The organism is Micromonospora sp. NPDC005298, from assembly GCF_040607375.1.
In the GTDB taxonomy this organism is placed as follows: domain Bacteria; phylum Actinomycetota; class Actinomycetes; order Mycobacteriales; family Micromonosporaceae; genus Micromonospora.
In genome coordinates this window covers 1-15,844 of the sequence record NZ_JBEXGP010000043.1, presented here as the reverse complement: position 1 = coordinate 15,844, position 15,844 = coordinate 1, and the positions used below count along the sequence as shown (strand labels likewise).

Genomic DNA, 15,844 nt, shown 5'->3' with positions numbered 1-15,844 from the left:
CGGCCGCAGGTGGCGGCGGCGTACCACAGTTGTCGCTGACCAGGTACTTCTGGTTGTACTGCCCGGGATACGGCGCGAGGGACACTCCGTTGATGACGATCGTCTGGCCGACCCCGTTGTAGAGCTGCTCGTAGTGCAGATGCGGCCCGGAGGAGTTGCCGGTGCTGCCGGTGACACCGATCTGCTGCCCCTGCTGCACGTAGGCGCCGTCGGGCACCGAGTAGGCGCTGAGGTGGAAGTGGTAGGTGGTCCAACCGCCGCCGTGGTCGATGGCGATGTAGTTGCCGGCTCCGCTGGGCTGTGAGTAGCGGCGGGCGACGCCGGCCGCCGACGCCACCTGCGGCGTGCCACCGGTGGTGCCGCCGTCGGCGCGGACGAAGTCCAGCGCCTGCCGCACCTCGGCGCTGTGGTGGTCGTACGTCCACCGCTGCCCGCAGGGGAACGGTGCCTTGAAGTTCGGCGCGGCGAGCGCGGGCGAGGGCGTGCTCACCACGGCGGTCAGGCTGACCCCGGCCAGGGTGAGCAGTGCGACGAGGGCGCGCCGGGCGGCGCTTGTCGGGAGCCTGAACATCGGGCGACTCCTATCGGGGTGGGCGGTCGCAGCGGTGCGCGGCGCGTCGGAGGCCGGTGTCGCCGATGGGCGAGCCTGGCAGTTCGCGTCGGAGAGGGCGTGTCGCGTCCCGAGTGGCGGGACGCTGGCGTTGGGGAGAAGTGAAACCGCAGGCTTCGGAGTATGTCAATACCTGCCGTGGCGGTCCGGTCGGCCGAAGAACTCCTTCATCCACGGCTCGGCCAGCCCTGCCGGGCGGCCGGCGGGTGCCGTCGGCTGGTGAAGATTTCTTGCCCCGGAGGGAAAGCTCCCGCAAGGTATTGACAATCGTGGAAGTCCCGCAGTTAACTCGCCAGCAATCGATTTCTCACCGCTCTCGGCCGCTCGGAAGGGACACCGATGAGGCTCCGTGTCACCCGCTGGCTGGGCGCCGCCGTCGCGTTGCTCGCCGTGACCCCGCCGGCGACGGCTTCCGCCGCCCCACCGGCCGCTCCCGCTCCGACCGTGGTGTCCGCTTCCGCCGTCGCCGCCGACAAGGGGCCGACCGGTTGGGACGCCTACCGGCGGCTCGACCGCCTACCGGAGCTGGCCGCCGGCACGCGTACCCACCAGTTCTCCAGCTTCGGCCGCGACGGCTCCAACGACGATGGGTTCGTCGGCACCTGGTCGTGCCTGCGGCAGAGCGGCGGCTGCGTGATCGCCGAGGCGCGCGGACCCGGCGAGGTGCAGTCGATCTGGTTCACCCGCGACGAAGGCGACGTCCGCGCCACCGGCTGGATCCGTATCGAACTCGACGGCGTCGTGGTCGTCCAGGCCGACCTCCAGACCCTGGTGGACGGGCGACTGGGCAGCCCTTTCGTCGCACCACTGGTCAGCAACGCCGACCAGACCTCCGGCGGCGTCACGATCAAGGTGCCGATGCCCTACCGCGACTCCATGCGGATCACCACCCAGAACAACCCGCTCTTTCACCACGTCACCTACCGCACCTTCGCCGACGCCGAGGGCGTGTCCCGGTTCGACCCGGCCGACCCGGCCACCGACGTGGTCACCCTGCTGCGCGCCGCCGGCACCCGCGACCCGAAGCCCGCGCAACCCGGCGCATCCACCAGCCGCGCCACAGTCACCGCGCCGGCACAGGGTCAGGTGTCGCTGGCCGGCCTGACCGGCCCGCGGGCGATCACGGCGCTGCGGCTGCGCGTACCCGACGCGGCGGCCGGCGCGCCGACGCTCGCCGGCCTGCGGCTGCGGATGGCGTTCGACGGGCGTACCACGGTGGACAGCCCGGTCGGGGAGTTCTTCGGCGGCGGGCTGGGCGAGCGCACCGTCCGGTCCCTCATGTTCGCCATGGATTCCGCACCCGGCGGCTGGTACAGCGCCTGGTGGCCGATGCCCTTCCGCTCCTCCGCCGCCGTGACGCTCGTCAACACGACAGGCTCCACCGTCAACGGAGTCGAGGTGGAGGTGACGTCGGCGCCCGGCACCGAATGGGCGCAGCGGCTCGCCGCCGACGGCAGCTCCGGATACTTCACCACCCAGTCACGCCGTGCGGAAACGGTCGGCGGCAACGACTGGATCATCGCCGACCAGTCCGGCCGGGGCCGGTTCGTGGGCGTCTCACAGACCATGCGCGGCCACATCATCGGCGGCAACACCCGCAACTACCTCGAAGGCGACGAGCGGGTGTACGTGGACGACTCGCCGACGCCGCAGATCCACGGCACCGGCACGGAGGACTTCTACGAGTCGGGGTGGTACTTCAACCGCGGCGAGTACAGCGGCGTCTTCACCGGCAACACCGCGCACCTGGTGCGTGGTGGCGGATGCGTCGACGAGTGCGACGCCGCCTACCGGCTGATGATCGGTGACGCGGTGACGTACGGCACCGCTCTGCGCTTCGGCATCGAACACGGGCCGGCCAACGACATGCCGGCCGAGTACGGCTCGACCGCGTTCCTCTACACCCAGCGCACCGTGGCCACGCGCCGGACCGACACCGTCGTCACCGGCGACGCCGCCAGCCGCGCCGCGCACGCGTACACCGACTCGTCGGCGACCCAGACCGCGCTCACCACCAGCTTCGAAGGCGACGACGACAACGCCCCGCAGACCGCCCAGGTCCGCGCCACGACCGCGCCCGTCCGCTTCCGGCTGGCCGTCGACCCCACCAACCAGGGGGTACGGCTGCGCCGCCACGGCGATCAGTCCGGCAGCTACCAGCAGGCGTCCGTGTCGGTGGACGGCGTACCGGCCGGGGTGTGGCTCCAGCCCCTGGGCAACGACAGGCAACGCTGGCTGGCCGACGAGTTCGTCCTGCCCGCCGCCCTGACGGCGGGCCGGTCGACGGTCACCGTCCAGCTCACCCCCGCCCCGGGCGCGCCGGCCTGGACCGCAGCCCGGTACCAGGCCGACAGCATGGTGACGCCGTTCGCCGACACCACCGCCCCGGCCCCGGTCGCCGGCCTCGCCCTGGCCGGCGGGCGCGTGCACGCGCTCGGCCTCACCTGGTCGCCATCCGCCGACGACGTCGGGGTCGTCTCCTACCGGGTCTACGCGTCCCGGAACCCGGGCGTGACGATCGCCGCCACCAACCTGGTCGGCACCACCCGTGCCACCGGGTTCCGGCACGGGCCGCTGCCGTCCGGCCAGACCCGCTACTACCGGGTCGTGGCGGTCGACGGCTCCGGCAACGCCGCAGCGCCCTCGGCCGAGGTGTCGGCCACCACCCGTGGCCGCAACACCAGCGACGCCAACGGCGACCGCCGCGACGACGCGATCGACTTCACCCGCGGCGCGGCGGCCGACGTGTTCACCGCGCTCTCCGACGGCACCCGTTTCGTCCCGGACAGCAAGCCCTGGAACGACTTCTTCGCGGTGGACGCCGAGATCCCGCTGACCGGTGACGTCGACGGGGACGGCCGCGCCGACATCATCACGTTCACCCGAGGCGACACCGCCGACGTCTACGTCGGACTCTCCACGGGCACCGGATTCGCCGCCGGGGTCAAGTGGCACGACTTCTTCGCCGTCGGCACCGAGATCCCGGCGGTCGGCGACGTCAACGGCGACGGACGTACCGACATCATCACCTTCACCCGTGGCGCCGCCGCCGACGTCTACGTGGCGCTGTCCACCGGCTCCGGCTTCGGACCCGGCGTCAGGTGGCACGACCACTTCGCCCTCGGCGACGAGTTCCCGGCGGTCGGCGACGTCAACGGTGACGGACGTGACGACATCCTGACCTTCACGCGGGGTACGGCCGGCGACGTGTTCGTGTCGCTCTCCGACGGCACCCGCTTCGTCGAGGACGGCTGGAAGTGGCACGACAGCTTCGCCGTCGGCAACGAACTGCCAGCGGTCGGCGACGTCGACGGTGACGGTCGCGACGACATCCTGACCTTCACGCGGGGTACGGCCGGCGACGTGTTCGTGTCGCTCTCCGACGGCACCCGCTTCGTGCAGAACGCCTGGAAGTGGCACGACAACCTCGCGCTCGGCGACGACCTACCCGGGGTCGGGGACTTCAACGGCGACGGGCGGGCCGACGTGGTGCGGTTCACCCGCGGCCTCACGGCCGACGTGGACGTCTCGCTCTCCACCGGCGGCGCCCTCGGGGCCGTCAACCGCTGGCACAACCAGTTCGCCCCCGGTGTCGACCTGCCCCGCCCGAGCGTGTCGTGATGCGCGCCCGACCTGTCACCGCCGCGCTCCTGCTCGGAGCGGTCCTGACGGCACCGGTCCTGACGGCACCGGCCCTGGCAGCGGTCCCGGCATCGGCATCGGCCCAGGCGACTGTTCCGGCGGCGGCGTCGGCCCTGGCCGACGACCCGGTACGGTTCGAGGCCGAGTCGCTGGCGGTCGTCAACGCCAGCGCGCCGGTCGGGGCGCAGGCCGACTGTTGCGGGGTGAGCTGGTCCGGCGGACGGCAGTTGTGGTTCCGGGGCGTCCGCGCCGGCGACTCGGTGACGCTCACCCTGCCGTCGGTGCCGGCCGGGCAGTACGACCTCGGCGCGGTGCTCACCCGGGCCGGCGACTACGGCACGCTGCGTTTCGCCGTCGACGGGGTGGCGGTCGGCCAACTCTTCGACGGGTACGCCGGCACCGTGCAGCGCACCGGTGCGGTGCCGGTGGGCTCGGCGTCGCTGGCGACCGGCACCCATCGCCTCACGGTCACGGTCACCGGCCGGTCCGCGTCATCGACCGGGTTCTTCGCGGGGCTGGACACGGTGACGCTGCGCCGCGTCGGCCCGCTCGCGGCGGTCACCACGACCCCGTACGAGACGGTCGGTGAGACCCCGTCGCGGGGCGCGTCGACACGCGTCTACGACCCGAGCGTGGGCGAGTCGACGACCTGGTACTACAACGACCACACGCTGGTGCGGCACCAGCAGACCGGCGTGTGGCACCTGTTCGGCATCACCCACGCCGAACCCGGGGCGCCGCAGGACGAGAAGGTCTTCGGGCACGCGACGGCACCGAGCCCGACCGGCCCGTGGACGAAACGGCCTGTGGCGTTGGTCGCCGACCCGGGCGCGGGGGAGCAGTGGATCTGGGCACCCCACGTCGTGCACCACGACGGCGTCTACTACATGTTCTACGCGGCGGGTAATCCGGACTACGCCCGCTACCGCATGCACCTGGCCACCTCGACCGACCTGTTCACCTGGACCCGCAGCTCCGCCAACCCGCTGTTCACCGACGGGTGGGAGGGCCGCGACCCGATGGTGACCCGGGTCGGCGACCGCTGGGTCATGTACTACACGGCCACGTCGAGCCCGTCCGGCGGCAACCACGTCGTGGCGTACCGGACCAGCACCGACCTGCGCTCCTGGAGCGCCCGCGCGATCGCGTACACGTCGCCGTACACCGGTCAGGCGGGTGGGCAGACCGAGTCGCCGTTCGTGGTGCGCCGGGGGGAGTGGTGGTACCTCTTCGTCTGCTGCGACGGCACGGACTACGGCGCCGCGTACCGGCGGACCGCCGTCTACCGCAGCCGCGACCCGCTGCGGTTCGACGGCGCGGAGAAGGTGGCGGTCCTGGACGCGCACGCCGCCGAGGTCGTGGTGGACGGCTCGACCTGGTATCTCAGTCACGCCGGCTGGGGGCAGGGCGGCCTCTGGCTGGCGCCGCTGACGTGGTCGACGCAGGTGGTGGCGCGCGGTTACACGGTGAGCACCGGGTTCCTCCGCGCCGACGTGCGCACCTGGCCGAACGCCCGGATCGCGGCGCTGGCCGTGGACCCGGCCGGGGCGGGCAACTACCGGCCGGCGCTCGACTCCTCGCATCGCGGCACCGGCCCGTACCTCGCGGTGGGTCGGTTCGACGTGACCGACCGGGCCGGCGCCCCGGCCCGGGTCGACGTGTCGGCCGACGGCTCCCGGATCAACCTGGTCGGCATTCCGTTCGGCGACGAGCCGGTCACCGCCGACTGGCTGCTCACGGTGGCGCCCCGCTGGTCCGGCCCCGGCTTGCAGAGCGACCTCACCTGGTCGGTCAACGGGTGGCCGACCGCTGCGGTGTGGGAGGTGGCGTTCAACGTCGACGGCGCCTCCCCGGCGGTCGGCGACCCGACCGTGGAGGCACGACCGACAGGTGACGTCACCGGAATGCCCAGGTGGACGATGTCCACCGGGGACGGGCTCTCGGTGGTCGCCGTACACCGGTGGGGGTCGGCCTGGCGTGGCGACAACACCTGGTACGACGCCGGCCACGCGATGGCGGCCTGGCAACCGTTGTGGCGCGCGGGTGGCCTGTCCTGGGGGCCGGGGCAGTATCCGGGCGGCACCTGGCGTCTGGTGGCGAGCGGGCTCCGGCGGGACGTGGCGTTCGCCGACGCCGCGCACGCCGCTGTCAACGCGGTCCCGTGATCCTCGTGGACCCCGGCGACGCGCCGCGCGCGGCGGCGGGCACGGGTGGGCCGGTGGTGGTCGCCATGACCGGCGTGGCGAAGAGGTTCGGCGGCGTGACGGCCCTGGACGGCGTCACCTTCGAGGTGCGGGCCGGCGAGGTGCACGCGTTGCTGGGAGAGAACGGCGCGGGCAAGTCCACCCTGATCAACATCCTCTCCGGCGTCATCACCGACTACGACGGTGCGGTCACGGTCGACGGTTCGCCGGTGCGGTTCGCCGGTCCCGCCGCCGCCCAGGCCGCCGGCATCGCGACCATCCACCAGGAACTCGACCTGGTGCCCGCCCTGTCGGTGGCCGACAACCTGGTCCTCGGGCGGGAACCCCGAACGCGGCTGCGCACCGTCGACCGGCGGGCGGCGGTGCGTACCGCCCGGGAGCACCTGGACCTGCTCGGGGCCGACATCGACCCCCGGCGGCCGGTGGGTTCGCTGCGCGTCGGGGAGCAGCAGCTCGTCGAGATCGCCAAGGCGCTCGCGCTGGACGCCCGCGTGCTCGTCATGGACGAGCCGACGGCCGCGCTCGCCGACGGGGAGGTGCGGCGGCTGTTCGCCACCATCGACGGCCTGCGCCGGCGGGGCGTCGGCGTCGTCTACATCTCGCACCGGATGGAGGAGATCGAGGTCGTCGCCGACCGTGCGACGGTGCTGCGCAACGGTTCGGTCGCCGGTGTGGTGCCGGCCGGGCGGATGGACCGGCGGCGGATCATCGCGATGATGGTCGGCGAACGGGCCACGTCCCTGTTCGCGCCCGCACCGACAGACGCGGACGGCTCGCGCGGCACCGTACGTGAGCCTCTGCTCGACGTCACGGACCTGGTCGTACGGCCGCGGGCGCCCCGGCCGGGGCGCTGCGAGCCGGACGGCATCAGCCTGACCGTGCGGGCCGGTGAGATCGTGGGCCTGGCCGGTCTGATGGGAGCCGGTCGCACCGAGTTGCTGGAAACCCTCTTCGGTGCCGGCCCGCGTGGGCGGCGCACCGGCACGATCCGGCTGGACGGCAGCCCGTACGCGCCGAGGCACCCGCGCGCGGCCCTGCGCGCCGGCGTCGGCTTCGTCCCCGAGGACCGTCGCCGCGCCGCGCTCGTCCTCGACCATCCGGTCGGTCGCAGCATCATGCTGACTGCCCTGGCGACCGTGACGACTGCCGGCTTCGTCAGCCGCAAACGGGAGCGTTCCGCGGTCCAGCGGACGATAACCGAACTGGCGATCAAGACGTCCTCGGCGGCCACACCCGTCGGCGCGCTCTCCGGCGGCAACCAGCAGAAGGTCGTCTTCGCCCGGCACCTGCTCGCCGAGCCTCGGCTGCTGCTGCTGGACGAGCCGACCCGCGGCGTCGACATCGGCGCGAAGGCCGAGATCTACCGACTGCTGCGCCGGCTCGCCGACGACGGCATGGGCATCCTGCTCGCCTCCTCGGAGCTGCCCGAGCTGCTCGGTGTCTGCGACCGCGTGCTGGTGCTGCGCGGCGGTCGCACCGTGGCCGACCTCGCCACCGACGGCTGCACCGGCGAGGACATCCTCGCGGCGGCGATGGGCGGCGCGACCGCCGGAAGGGACGAACGATGACCGACATCCGCGTACCGCCGCCGGAGCCCGCCGTGACCGAGGTGCCGCCGGCTGCCGGCACGGTCGGGCTGCGGGGCGCCGCCGCCCGGTGGCTACGCCGGCCGCGCAGCCGGCGCGAACTCGTCGACCGGCTCTTCGCGGTGCAGAGTCTCTTCGCGTTGCTCGTGGTCTTCGTCGTCGCGATCCTCGCCTCACCCCGACGCGACGGTGAGATCCTCTTCCTCACCGCCGGGAACCTCGGCAACATCGTCCGCGCGGTGTCGGAGATCGGCATCATCGCGATCGGCATGACCTTCGTGATCCTGCTGGGGGGCATCGACCTGTCGGTGGGCGCCATCCTCGGTCTGTCGGCCGTCGGCACCGCCACCCTCCTGGTCGACTCGGGGTTCGGCATCGTGCCCGCGGTCGCCGTGGTGCTCGTGATCGGCGCGCTCTTCGGCGCCGTGCAGGGGTACGCCGTGGCCCGCCTCGGCATCCAGTCGTTCATCGTCACGCTCGCCGGTCTCCAGGTCGCGCGGGGCATCGCCCGGATCTGGTCGGGTGGCCTGGGCATCCCGATCGCCTACGGCGACGGACCTCAGGAGGCCCCGCCGGCCTTCGAACTGCTCAACGGCTCGGTCAACGGGGTGCTCCCGGTGCCGGCGGTGCTGTTCGCCCTGATCGGGGCGGCGGCGATCGTGGTGCTGCGCACGACCGCGTTCGCCCGGCACGTCTACGCGATCGGCGGCAACGAGAAGGCGGCCCGGCTCTCGGGTGTCCCCGTCACCCGGGTCAAGGTCGCCGTGTTCGCGGTCGCCGGCCTCCTCGCGGCGGTGGCCGGCGTGATCCACGCGGGGCAGCTCAACCAGGGCAGCCCCAACGACGGCGCCGGATACGAGCTGGACGCGATCGCCGCGGTGGTGATCGGCGGGACGAGCCTGGCCGGGGGCTCCGGCTCGATGGGCGGCACCCTCGCCGGCGCCCTGCTGCTCGGCATCCTCAACAACATCCTCGCGCTCAACAACATCGACGCCAACGTCCAACTGCTGATCAAAGGACTGGTGATCGTGCTCGCGACGGCGTTGCAGAAGCTGCGCCGCGGCATCGCCTGACCGATCCAACATCGAGGAGCCACTGCCATGGACCGACGAACCGTGCTCGCGTTGCTGGTCACCGGCGCGCTTCTGACCACCACGGGGTGCACAGTCGAGAAACCCTCCGACGACGCCGGCGAGGCCCGCGCCTGCGGCGCCGGCAAGGACTCCCTGATCGGCATGTCGCAGGCCAACAACGCCGAGCCGTACCGGCAGGTGATGAACAACGACGTGCAGACGGCCGCGAAGGAGGTCCCCGGCTTTCGCGTCGTGGTCTCCGACGCCGCGCAGGACAACAGCAAGCAGGTCGCCGACGTGGAGAACTTCCTCACCCAGAGGATCAACCTGCTGATCATCTCGCCGAACGAGGCCAAGCCGCTGACCGCCGTGGTCAAGAAGGCGTACGACCAGGGCGTCCCGGTGATCGTGCTGGATCGCAAGGTCGAGGGCGAGGCGTACACGGCCTTCATCGGCGGGGACAACGTCGCGATCGGCCGGGCGGCCGGCGAGTTCTACGCCACGACACTGCTCCCCGGCGGCGGCAAGGTGATCGAGATCGCGGGACTCCCCGGCTCGACGCCGGCGGCCGAGCGCGCGAAGGGGTTCCGCGACGGCATCGCCGGCAATCCGAAGATCGAGATCGTCGCCTCCCAACCCGGGGACTGGCTGCGCGAGAAGGGGCAGTCGGTGGCGGACGCCCTGATCAAGGCCCACCCGGACGTGTCGGCCGTCTACGCGCACAACGATCCGATGGCCGAAGGCGCCTACCTCGCCGCCAAGGCGGCCGGGCTCGAACAAAAGATCAAGTTCACGGGCATCGACGCGTTGCCGGTGCCCTCCGGTGGGATCAAGGCCGTCGAACAGGGCCGGCTCGCCGCGACCTTCCAGTACGCCACCGGTGGCCGCGAGGCCGTCGAACTCGCCCGCAAGATCCTCATCGACTGCGCCACTGACGTCCCGCGCGCCACCACGCTGGCCACGACGCGGATCACCAGGGACAACGCCGCCGAGGCGTACGCGAAGCTCGGCGGTCTCTGAGCGCCCACCGCCCTGCCGGCCGCAACGACTGCCCGACCCGCCAACCGCCCGACAGTCAAGGGAGCCGCCCCGTGACCCGTTACATCCTGCCCGTGCCGGTGCAGCCGCCGACCGCCCCGCCGCGCACCGTCTACACCGTGGCCAGCGGTGACCTGCGGCTGAGCGCGAACGTCACCTGCTGGCCCACGCAGCGCCAGCTCGAGGAGGACCTGGGCGCCGCCGTCACCGCGCTGGGCTGGCACGTCCGCCGCGGTCACGACGTCGACGCGATCACCGGGCACGGCTTCATCGACAGTCAGCGCGCCGGAATCGAGGTATTCCGGACGATCCCGCCCGACGCCCCGCTCATCGTGGTCGAGGCGGTCTGGCAGTACAGCCACCACGTGCTGGCCGGGCTGCGCGCCCACCGCGGGCCGATCCTGCTCGTCGCGAACTGGAGCGGTCGGTATCCCGGTCTGGTGGGGCTGCTCAACCTCGCGGGCAGCCTCACCAAGGCGGGCGTGCGGTACTCGACGTTGTGGAGCGAGGACTTCACCGACGAGTGGGCGCGTGACGGGTTGAAGAAGTGGCTGGAGACCGGCGAGGTGGTGCACGACGAGAGCCACGTACGCCCGCTGCCGTCGCTGCCGCCGGACGCCGAGGTCGAACTCGGCACGGCGCTGGCCCGGCAGCTCGTCTGGGAGCGGGCCATCATCGGTGTCTTCGACGAGGGCTGCATGGGCATGTACAACGCCATCATCGACGACGAGCTGCTCAACCCGCTGGGCATCTTCAAGGAACGCCTGTCGCAGAGCGCGCTGGTGGCGGAGATGGCGCGGGTGCCCGACGCGGAGGCGCGGGCCGTGCTCGCCTGGCTCGAAGCGGCCGGGATGACGTTCCACACCGGCACCGACGAGGCCACCGAACTGACCCACGCCCAACTGCTCAGCCAGTGCAGGATGTACGTCGCCGCGCTGCGCATCGCCGACGACTTCGGCCTGGACGCGGTGGGGATCCAGTACCAGCAGGGGCTCAAGGACACCGTCCCGGCCAGTGATCTGGCCGAGGGGCTGCTGAACAACGTGGTGCGGCCCCCGGTGACCAGCCGCGACGGTTCGCGGGAGCTGTACCCGGGAGTGCCGCTGCCGCACTTCAATGAGGTCGACGAGGGCGTCGCCGTGGATTCGTTGATCACCAACCGGATCTGGACCGCGATGGGTCTGGACCCGGCCACGACGCTGCACGACATCCGCTGGGGAGAGCGGTACGACGACAGCTTCGTCTGGGTGTTCGAGATCTCCGGTTCGGTGCCCGCGTCGCACAACGGTGGTTACGACAGGTCATACAGCATGCGCCAGCCGCCGATGTACTTCCCGCTCGGCGGCGGCACCCTCAGCGGCGTGTCGAAGCCGGGGGAGATCGTCTGGTCGCGGGTGTTCGTCATGGACAGGGCTCTGCACGTGGACCTCGGTCGGGGCACCGTGGTGGAGTTGCCCGCGGCCGAGACGCAGCGTCGGCTCGACGCCACGAATCCACAGTGGCCGATCATGCACGCCGTGCTGCACGGTGTGGGCCGCGACCAGTTGATGGCCCGGCACAAGGCCAACCATGTCAACGTCGTCTACGCTCCCGACGCTCTGACCGCCGACCGTGCGCTACGGGTGAAGGCGGCCTTCTTCGCCGAACTGGGCGTACGGGTGTATCTCTGTGGCGACGTGCGGATCTGAGCGACGGTCCGCTCTCACCCCGTGGTCGAGCTGCGGCGCCGGGGGCTGTCGTCGGCGTCGCTGGGCTGCCCGGCCGACGGGGCCGAACTTTCCCGTACCCGCAGTTCGGTGCGCAGGACGACGGTCGAGGGCGCCTTCGCCGGGTCGGCGATCCGCTCGACGAGCAGGGAGGCGGCCGTCCGACCCAGGTCGTAGGTGGGTTGCGCGACGGTGCTCAGCGACGGCCGGACCAGGTCCGCCCACGGGATGTCGTCGAACCCCACGATGCCGAACCGGTCCGGCACCTCGACACCGTTGTCGACCAGGCATTCGACCGCGCCCACGGTCATCAGGTTGTTGGCCGCGAACACCGCGTCCGGCGGCTCGTCGGTCTCCAGCAGCGAGGCCATCGCGCGGTATCCGCCCTCCTCGCGGAAGTCGGCGTACCGGATCAGGTCGTCGTCCCGGGAACGTCCGCTCGCCGTGAGTGCCTTCTGGTAGCCCCGCAGCCGCTGCATCGCCGTGGAGATCCGGCGCGGGCCGGTGATGCAGGCGATCCGTCGGTAGCCGCTGCCCACCAGGTGGGTCGTCGCCTGTTCGGCGCCGTGGATGTTGTCCACGAGGACGGTGTCCACGTCGACGCCGCGCGGCTGCCGGTCGATGGCCACGACCGGAATGCCCGCCTGCACCAGGCGGCTGATGAGTGCCGGCCGTCCGGACGAGGAGATGATCACCCCGGCCATCCGTTCGGCGAGAGCCGCCGCGACGTACCGGGCCTCCTTCTCCGGGTCCTCGTCGCCGTTGCACAGCACCACCGAGAATCCGGCCTCCTGCGCGACGTCCTCGACGCCACGCACCATGGAGGTGAAGAACGGGTTCCCGATGTCGGAGATGATGACGGCCCAGAGGCTGGTCCGGCTCCGGCGCAGGCTGCGGGCGACCGCGTTCGGGCGGTAGTCGAGATCCTCCGCGGCCTGCCGTACGCGGGCGGCCAGCTCCGGGTCGACCGAGGCGCGTCCGTTGAGCACCCGGGAGACGGTCGCGGCCGACACGCCGGCCCTGCGGGCCACATCGTAGATGGTCGTCATCCCGCCCTCATCGTTGTCGCCCGGGGCCTGTGGCCCGGTCGTGGCGGTTTCCTGGCCGGGTCGCCGACCCCGGGTGTGATCGCACCTCGGGAGATCGCTCGGAATCCTATACAGAGTAGGCAATCGATTTCCGGTCGGACGCAGGCTGTTCCGGATGCCGGACTCCGGAGCTATTGACATCGATGTCAGTGACTACGACACTCGTCAGCAATCGATTTCTCGCTCTCGCGTGCCGGGTGGCCCCGCTCCTGGACGGCCGGACCGGCGCCGGCTGACGCGGCGTCCACGGGGGCGGGCGTCAGCCGGCGAACCACCTTCCGGTCGCACACCTGACGTCCCTGAGGAGCATTGTGAGACGACGTTCGCTGGCGATGCTGGTCGCCTTCATGACAGCAACGGCAACCGTCGCGGTCGGTGCGCCCGCGGCTGCCGTACCGATCGACACGCTCGCCTGTCCGTCCGTGCCCGCCACCCACGATCCGGCCGTGACCCTCGTCGTCTACCGGGTGGCCCGGTCGTACAACGCGAACGACAAGGTCATGCTCTCGACGTTCGAGGCCGGATGGGTCGAGTCCCACCTGAACAACCTGCCCTGCGGCGACAAGTCCAGCCTGGGGGTGTTCCAGCAGCGCTGGGACTACGGCTGGGGCACCCCGGAGCAGATCATGGACCCGGTCTACGCCACCACGCAGTACGTCACCAGGGCGATCACCTGCGATCGCAACAATCCCGGCTACACGGCCGGTCAGGTCGCCCAGTGCGTACAGCGCTCGGGCTTTCCCGACCGGTACGACCAGGCAGCGGCGACGGCGCGAACGCTGCTCAACCAGGCGGCACGGACCCACGCCATGATCGGCGGCGCGCCGACCGACGTCAACGGCGACGGTCGCGACGACGTCCTCACCTTCACGCAGAACGCCGCCGCCGACGTCTACGTGAGCACCTCCACCGGCACCGGCTTCGCCGGGACCTCGGTGAAGTGGAACGACTTCTTCTCCATCGGTGGGGAGACCGCGTCGACCGGCGACTTCAACGGCGACGGACGCGACGACGTCGTCACGTTCGCGCACAGCAACACCGGCGACGTCTACGTGGCGCTGTCCACCGGGTCGGCGTTCACCTCACCGGGCCGGTGGCACGACTGGTTCGCCCCGGGCGCGGAGATCGCCGCCGTCGGCGACGTCAACGGCGACGGACGCGACGACATCGTCGCGTTCACGCACAACGCGACGGCGGACGTCTACGTGGCGTTGTCGACCGGGTCGTCGTTCTCCGGCACGGCCGTGAAGTGGCACGACTACTTCTCGATCAGCGGGGAGTTCCCGGCGCTCGGCGACGTCAACGGCGACGGGCGGGACGACATCATCACCTTCACCCAGGGCCCCGCCTCGGCCTCCGACGTGATCGTGGCCCTGTCCACCGGAACCTCGTTCGGGGCGCCGCAGAAGTGGCACGACCTGTTCGCCGTCGGCACCGAACAACCCCGCGTCGGCGACATCAACGGCGACGGACGCGACGACATCGTCACCTTCACCTGCAACGTTGACGCCGACGTCTACGCCGCCACCTCCACCGGCAGCGGCTTCACCGGCACGACGGTGAAGTGGCACGACTTCTTCTGCCTCGCGGGCGAATTCCCCTTCCTCGGCGACGCCAACGGCGACGGCAAAGACGACCTCATCGTCTTCACCAAGAACGCCACGAACGACGTCTACGTCGCCCTGTCGACCGGGACCACGTTCGGTCCCAGCAGCAAATGGCACGACTACTTCGGCCTGAACGGTGAGGTGACTCTGTGATGTCGCGACTGGTGGCCCCCATGGCCGGAACACGACGACGGCGGCGCGGTGGCGTCGCCCTGCTGGCCGCGGCGCTCGTCGGCGCGGTCGCGATCCAGCCGACGCCCGCGACCGCGACACCACCGGGCCGTGGCGACCTGGACGCGGCCTTCGTGCGGGCGGCGCAGGAGTACGACGTACCCCGGGACGTCCTGGTCGCGGTCGGCTACGGCGAGTCCCGGCTCAACGGTCACGACGGTAAACCGAGCCAGGCCAACGGCTACGGGGTGATGCACCTGGTGAGCAACCCCACCCAGCGCAGTCTGGAACGGGCGGCGGCGCTGACCGGTGAGCCGGTCGGCAGGTTGAAGACCGTCACCCCGGCGAACATCCGCGGCGGCGCGGCGGTGCTGCGCGACCTGGCCGACGCCGAGGGGTTGACCGCCGCCGCACGGGAGCGGGTCACCGCCTGGTATCCGGTGGTGGCCAGGTACGGCGGCGCGGCGGACGACGCGACCGCACGCCTGTACGCGGACGGGATCTACGACCTGGTGCAGCAGGGCATCCCGGGTGCCGTCCCGGTGCGGGCTCACCGGGCCGAGCCGGAGCGGGGCCGTTACGCCACGGTGCTCCCCGTGGGGGCGGCGCCCGGCACGCTCGCCGCCGCCGTGCCGGAGTACGCGCCGGCGCGGTGGGTCGCCGCGAACGGCGCCAACTACGGCGTCGGGCGGTCCAGCCGGATCACGACGGTGATCCTGCACGTGACCCAGGGGTCGTACGCGGGCACCGTCAGCTGGTTCCAGAACCCGTCGTCGGGTGTCAGTGCCCACTACGTGGTGAAGTCCAGCAACGGCGAGATCACCCAGATGGTCCGCGAGGGCGACACGGCGTACCACGCCCTGTCCGGCAACGCCTACGGCGTCGGCATCGAGCATGAGGGCTACGTCGCGGACCCGGCGTGGTTCACCGACGCGATGTACCGGTCGTCGGCCGCGCTGACCCGTTACCTGTGCGACAAGTACGGCATCCCGAAGAACCGTACGGGCATCAAGGGCCACAACGAGATCCCGGGCAACAACCACACCGATCCGGGGCCGAACTGGAACTGGAACTACTACATCTCGCTGGTGAACCAGGGCGGTGGCGGGTCGGCTGCCC

10 protein-coding genes are annotated in these 15,844 nt (G+C 71.5%); 8 read left to right on the top strand and 2 right to left on the bottom strand.

Features of this window, described 5'->3' with window-relative positions; all coding sequences use genetic code 11:
* Positions 1-571: M23 family metallopeptidase (locus tag ABZS77_RS29850; protein ID WP_354829648.1), on the bottom strand; the 571-nt coding region annotated here is incomplete at its 3' end.
* A gap of 378 nt (positions 572-949) precedes the next feature.
* Between ABZS77_RS29850 and ABZS77_RS29845 the strand changes: the two genes are divergently transcribed.
* The 6 genes from ABZS77_RS29845 to ABZS77_RS29820 all read left to right on the top strand — a co-directional run bounded on the left by ABZS77_RS29845 (position 950) and on the right by ABZS77_RS29820 (position 11,841).
* On the top strand, positions 950-4,231 hold the full coding sequence (locus ABZS77_RS29845; protein WP_354829646.1) for a DUF2961 domain-containing protein: 3,282 nt from the start codon (positions 950-952) through the stop codon (positions 4,229-4,231).
* Positions 4,231-6,417: a family 43 glycosylhydrolase gene (locus ABZS77_RS29840; RefSeq protein ID WP_354829644.1), complete on the top strand. Its 2,187-nt coding sequence runs from the start codon at positions 4,231-4,233 to the stop codon at positions 6,415-6,417. The genes ABZS77_RS29845 and ABZS77_RS29840 overlap by 1 nt, the downstream gene beginning before the upstream one ends.
* Positions 6,414-8,024: a sugar ABC transporter ATP-binding protein gene (locus ABZS77_RS29835; protein WP_354829643.1), complete on the top strand. Its 1,611-nt coding sequence runs from the start codon at positions 6,414-6,416 to the stop codon at positions 8,022-8,024. Before ABZS77_RS29840 ends, ABZS77_RS29835 begins: the two co-directional genes overlap by 4 nt.
* Positions 8,021-9,115 (top strand): ABC transporter permease, encoded by a 1,095-nt coding sequence (locus ABZS77_RS29830; protein ID WP_354829641.1) that lies wholly within the window; start codon positions 8,021-8,023, stop codon positions 9,113-9,115. Before ABZS77_RS29835 ends, ABZS77_RS29830 begins: the two co-directional genes overlap by 4 nt.
* A 27-nt stretch (positions 9,116-9,142) precedes the next feature.
* Positions 9,143-10,135 carry a substrate-binding domain-containing protein gene (locus tag ABZS77_RS29825; protein WP_354829640.1) on the top strand — a complete coding sequence of 331 codons (993 nt, stop codon included), beginning with the start codon at positions 9,143-9,145 and terminating at the stop codon, positions 10,133-10,135.
* Between the two features lie 71 nt (positions 10,136-10,206).
* Positions 10,207-11,841: a fucose isomerase gene (locus tag ABZS77_RS29820; protein ID WP_354829638.1), complete on the top strand. Its 1,635-nt coding sequence runs from the start codon at positions 10,207-10,209 to the stop codon at positions 11,839-11,841.
* Between the two features lie 14 nt (positions 11,842-11,855).
* On the opposite strand, the gene ABZS77_RS29815 is transcribed toward ABZS77_RS29820, so the two are convergent.
* Positions 11,856-12,908 carry a LacI family DNA-binding transcriptional regulator gene (locus tag ABZS77_RS29815; RefSeq protein ID WP_354829636.1) on the bottom strand — a complete coding sequence of 351 codons (1,053 nt, stop codon included), beginning with the start codon at positions 12,906-12,908 and terminating at the stop codon, positions 11,856-11,858.
* Between the two features lie 350 nt (positions 12,909-13,258).
* Between ABZS77_RS29815 and ABZS77_RS29810 the strand changes: the two genes are divergently transcribed.
* On the top strand, positions 13,259-14,707 hold the full coding sequence (locus ABZS77_RS29810; RefSeq protein WP_354829634.1) for a VCBS repeat-containing protein: 1,449 nt from the start codon (positions 13,259-13,261) through the stop codon (positions 14,705-14,707).
* Positions 14,708-14,727: 20 nt separating this feature from the next.
* On the top strand, positions 14,728-15,844 hold a 1,117-nt coding region (locus ABZS77_RS29805; protein WP_354829633.1), incomplete at its 3' end, for an N-acetylmuramoyl-L-alanine amidase.

Bases quoted from the DNA above. Each gene is read 5' to 3' on its own strand.
- ABZS77_RS29845 (WP_354829646.1), top strand. From the start codon at position 950: ATGAGGCTCCGTGTCACCCGCTGGCTGGGCGCCGCCGTCGCGTTGCTC.
- ABZS77_RS29840 (WP_354829644.1), top strand. From the start codon at position 4,231: ATGCGCGCCCGACCTGTCACCGCCGCGCTCCTGCTCGGAGCGGTCCTG.
- ABZS77_RS29830 (WP_354829641.1), top strand. From the start codon at position 8,021: ATGACCGACATCCGCGTACCGCCGCCGGAGCCCGCCGTGACCGAGGTG.
- ABZS77_RS29825 (WP_354829640.1), top strand. From the start codon at position 9,143: ATGGACCGACGAACCGTGCTCGCGTTGCTGGTCACCGGCGCGCTTCTG.
- ABZS77_RS29815 (WP_354829636.1), bottom strand. From the start codon at position 12,908: ATGACGACCATCTACGATGTGGCCCGCAGGGCCGGCGTGTCGGCCGCG.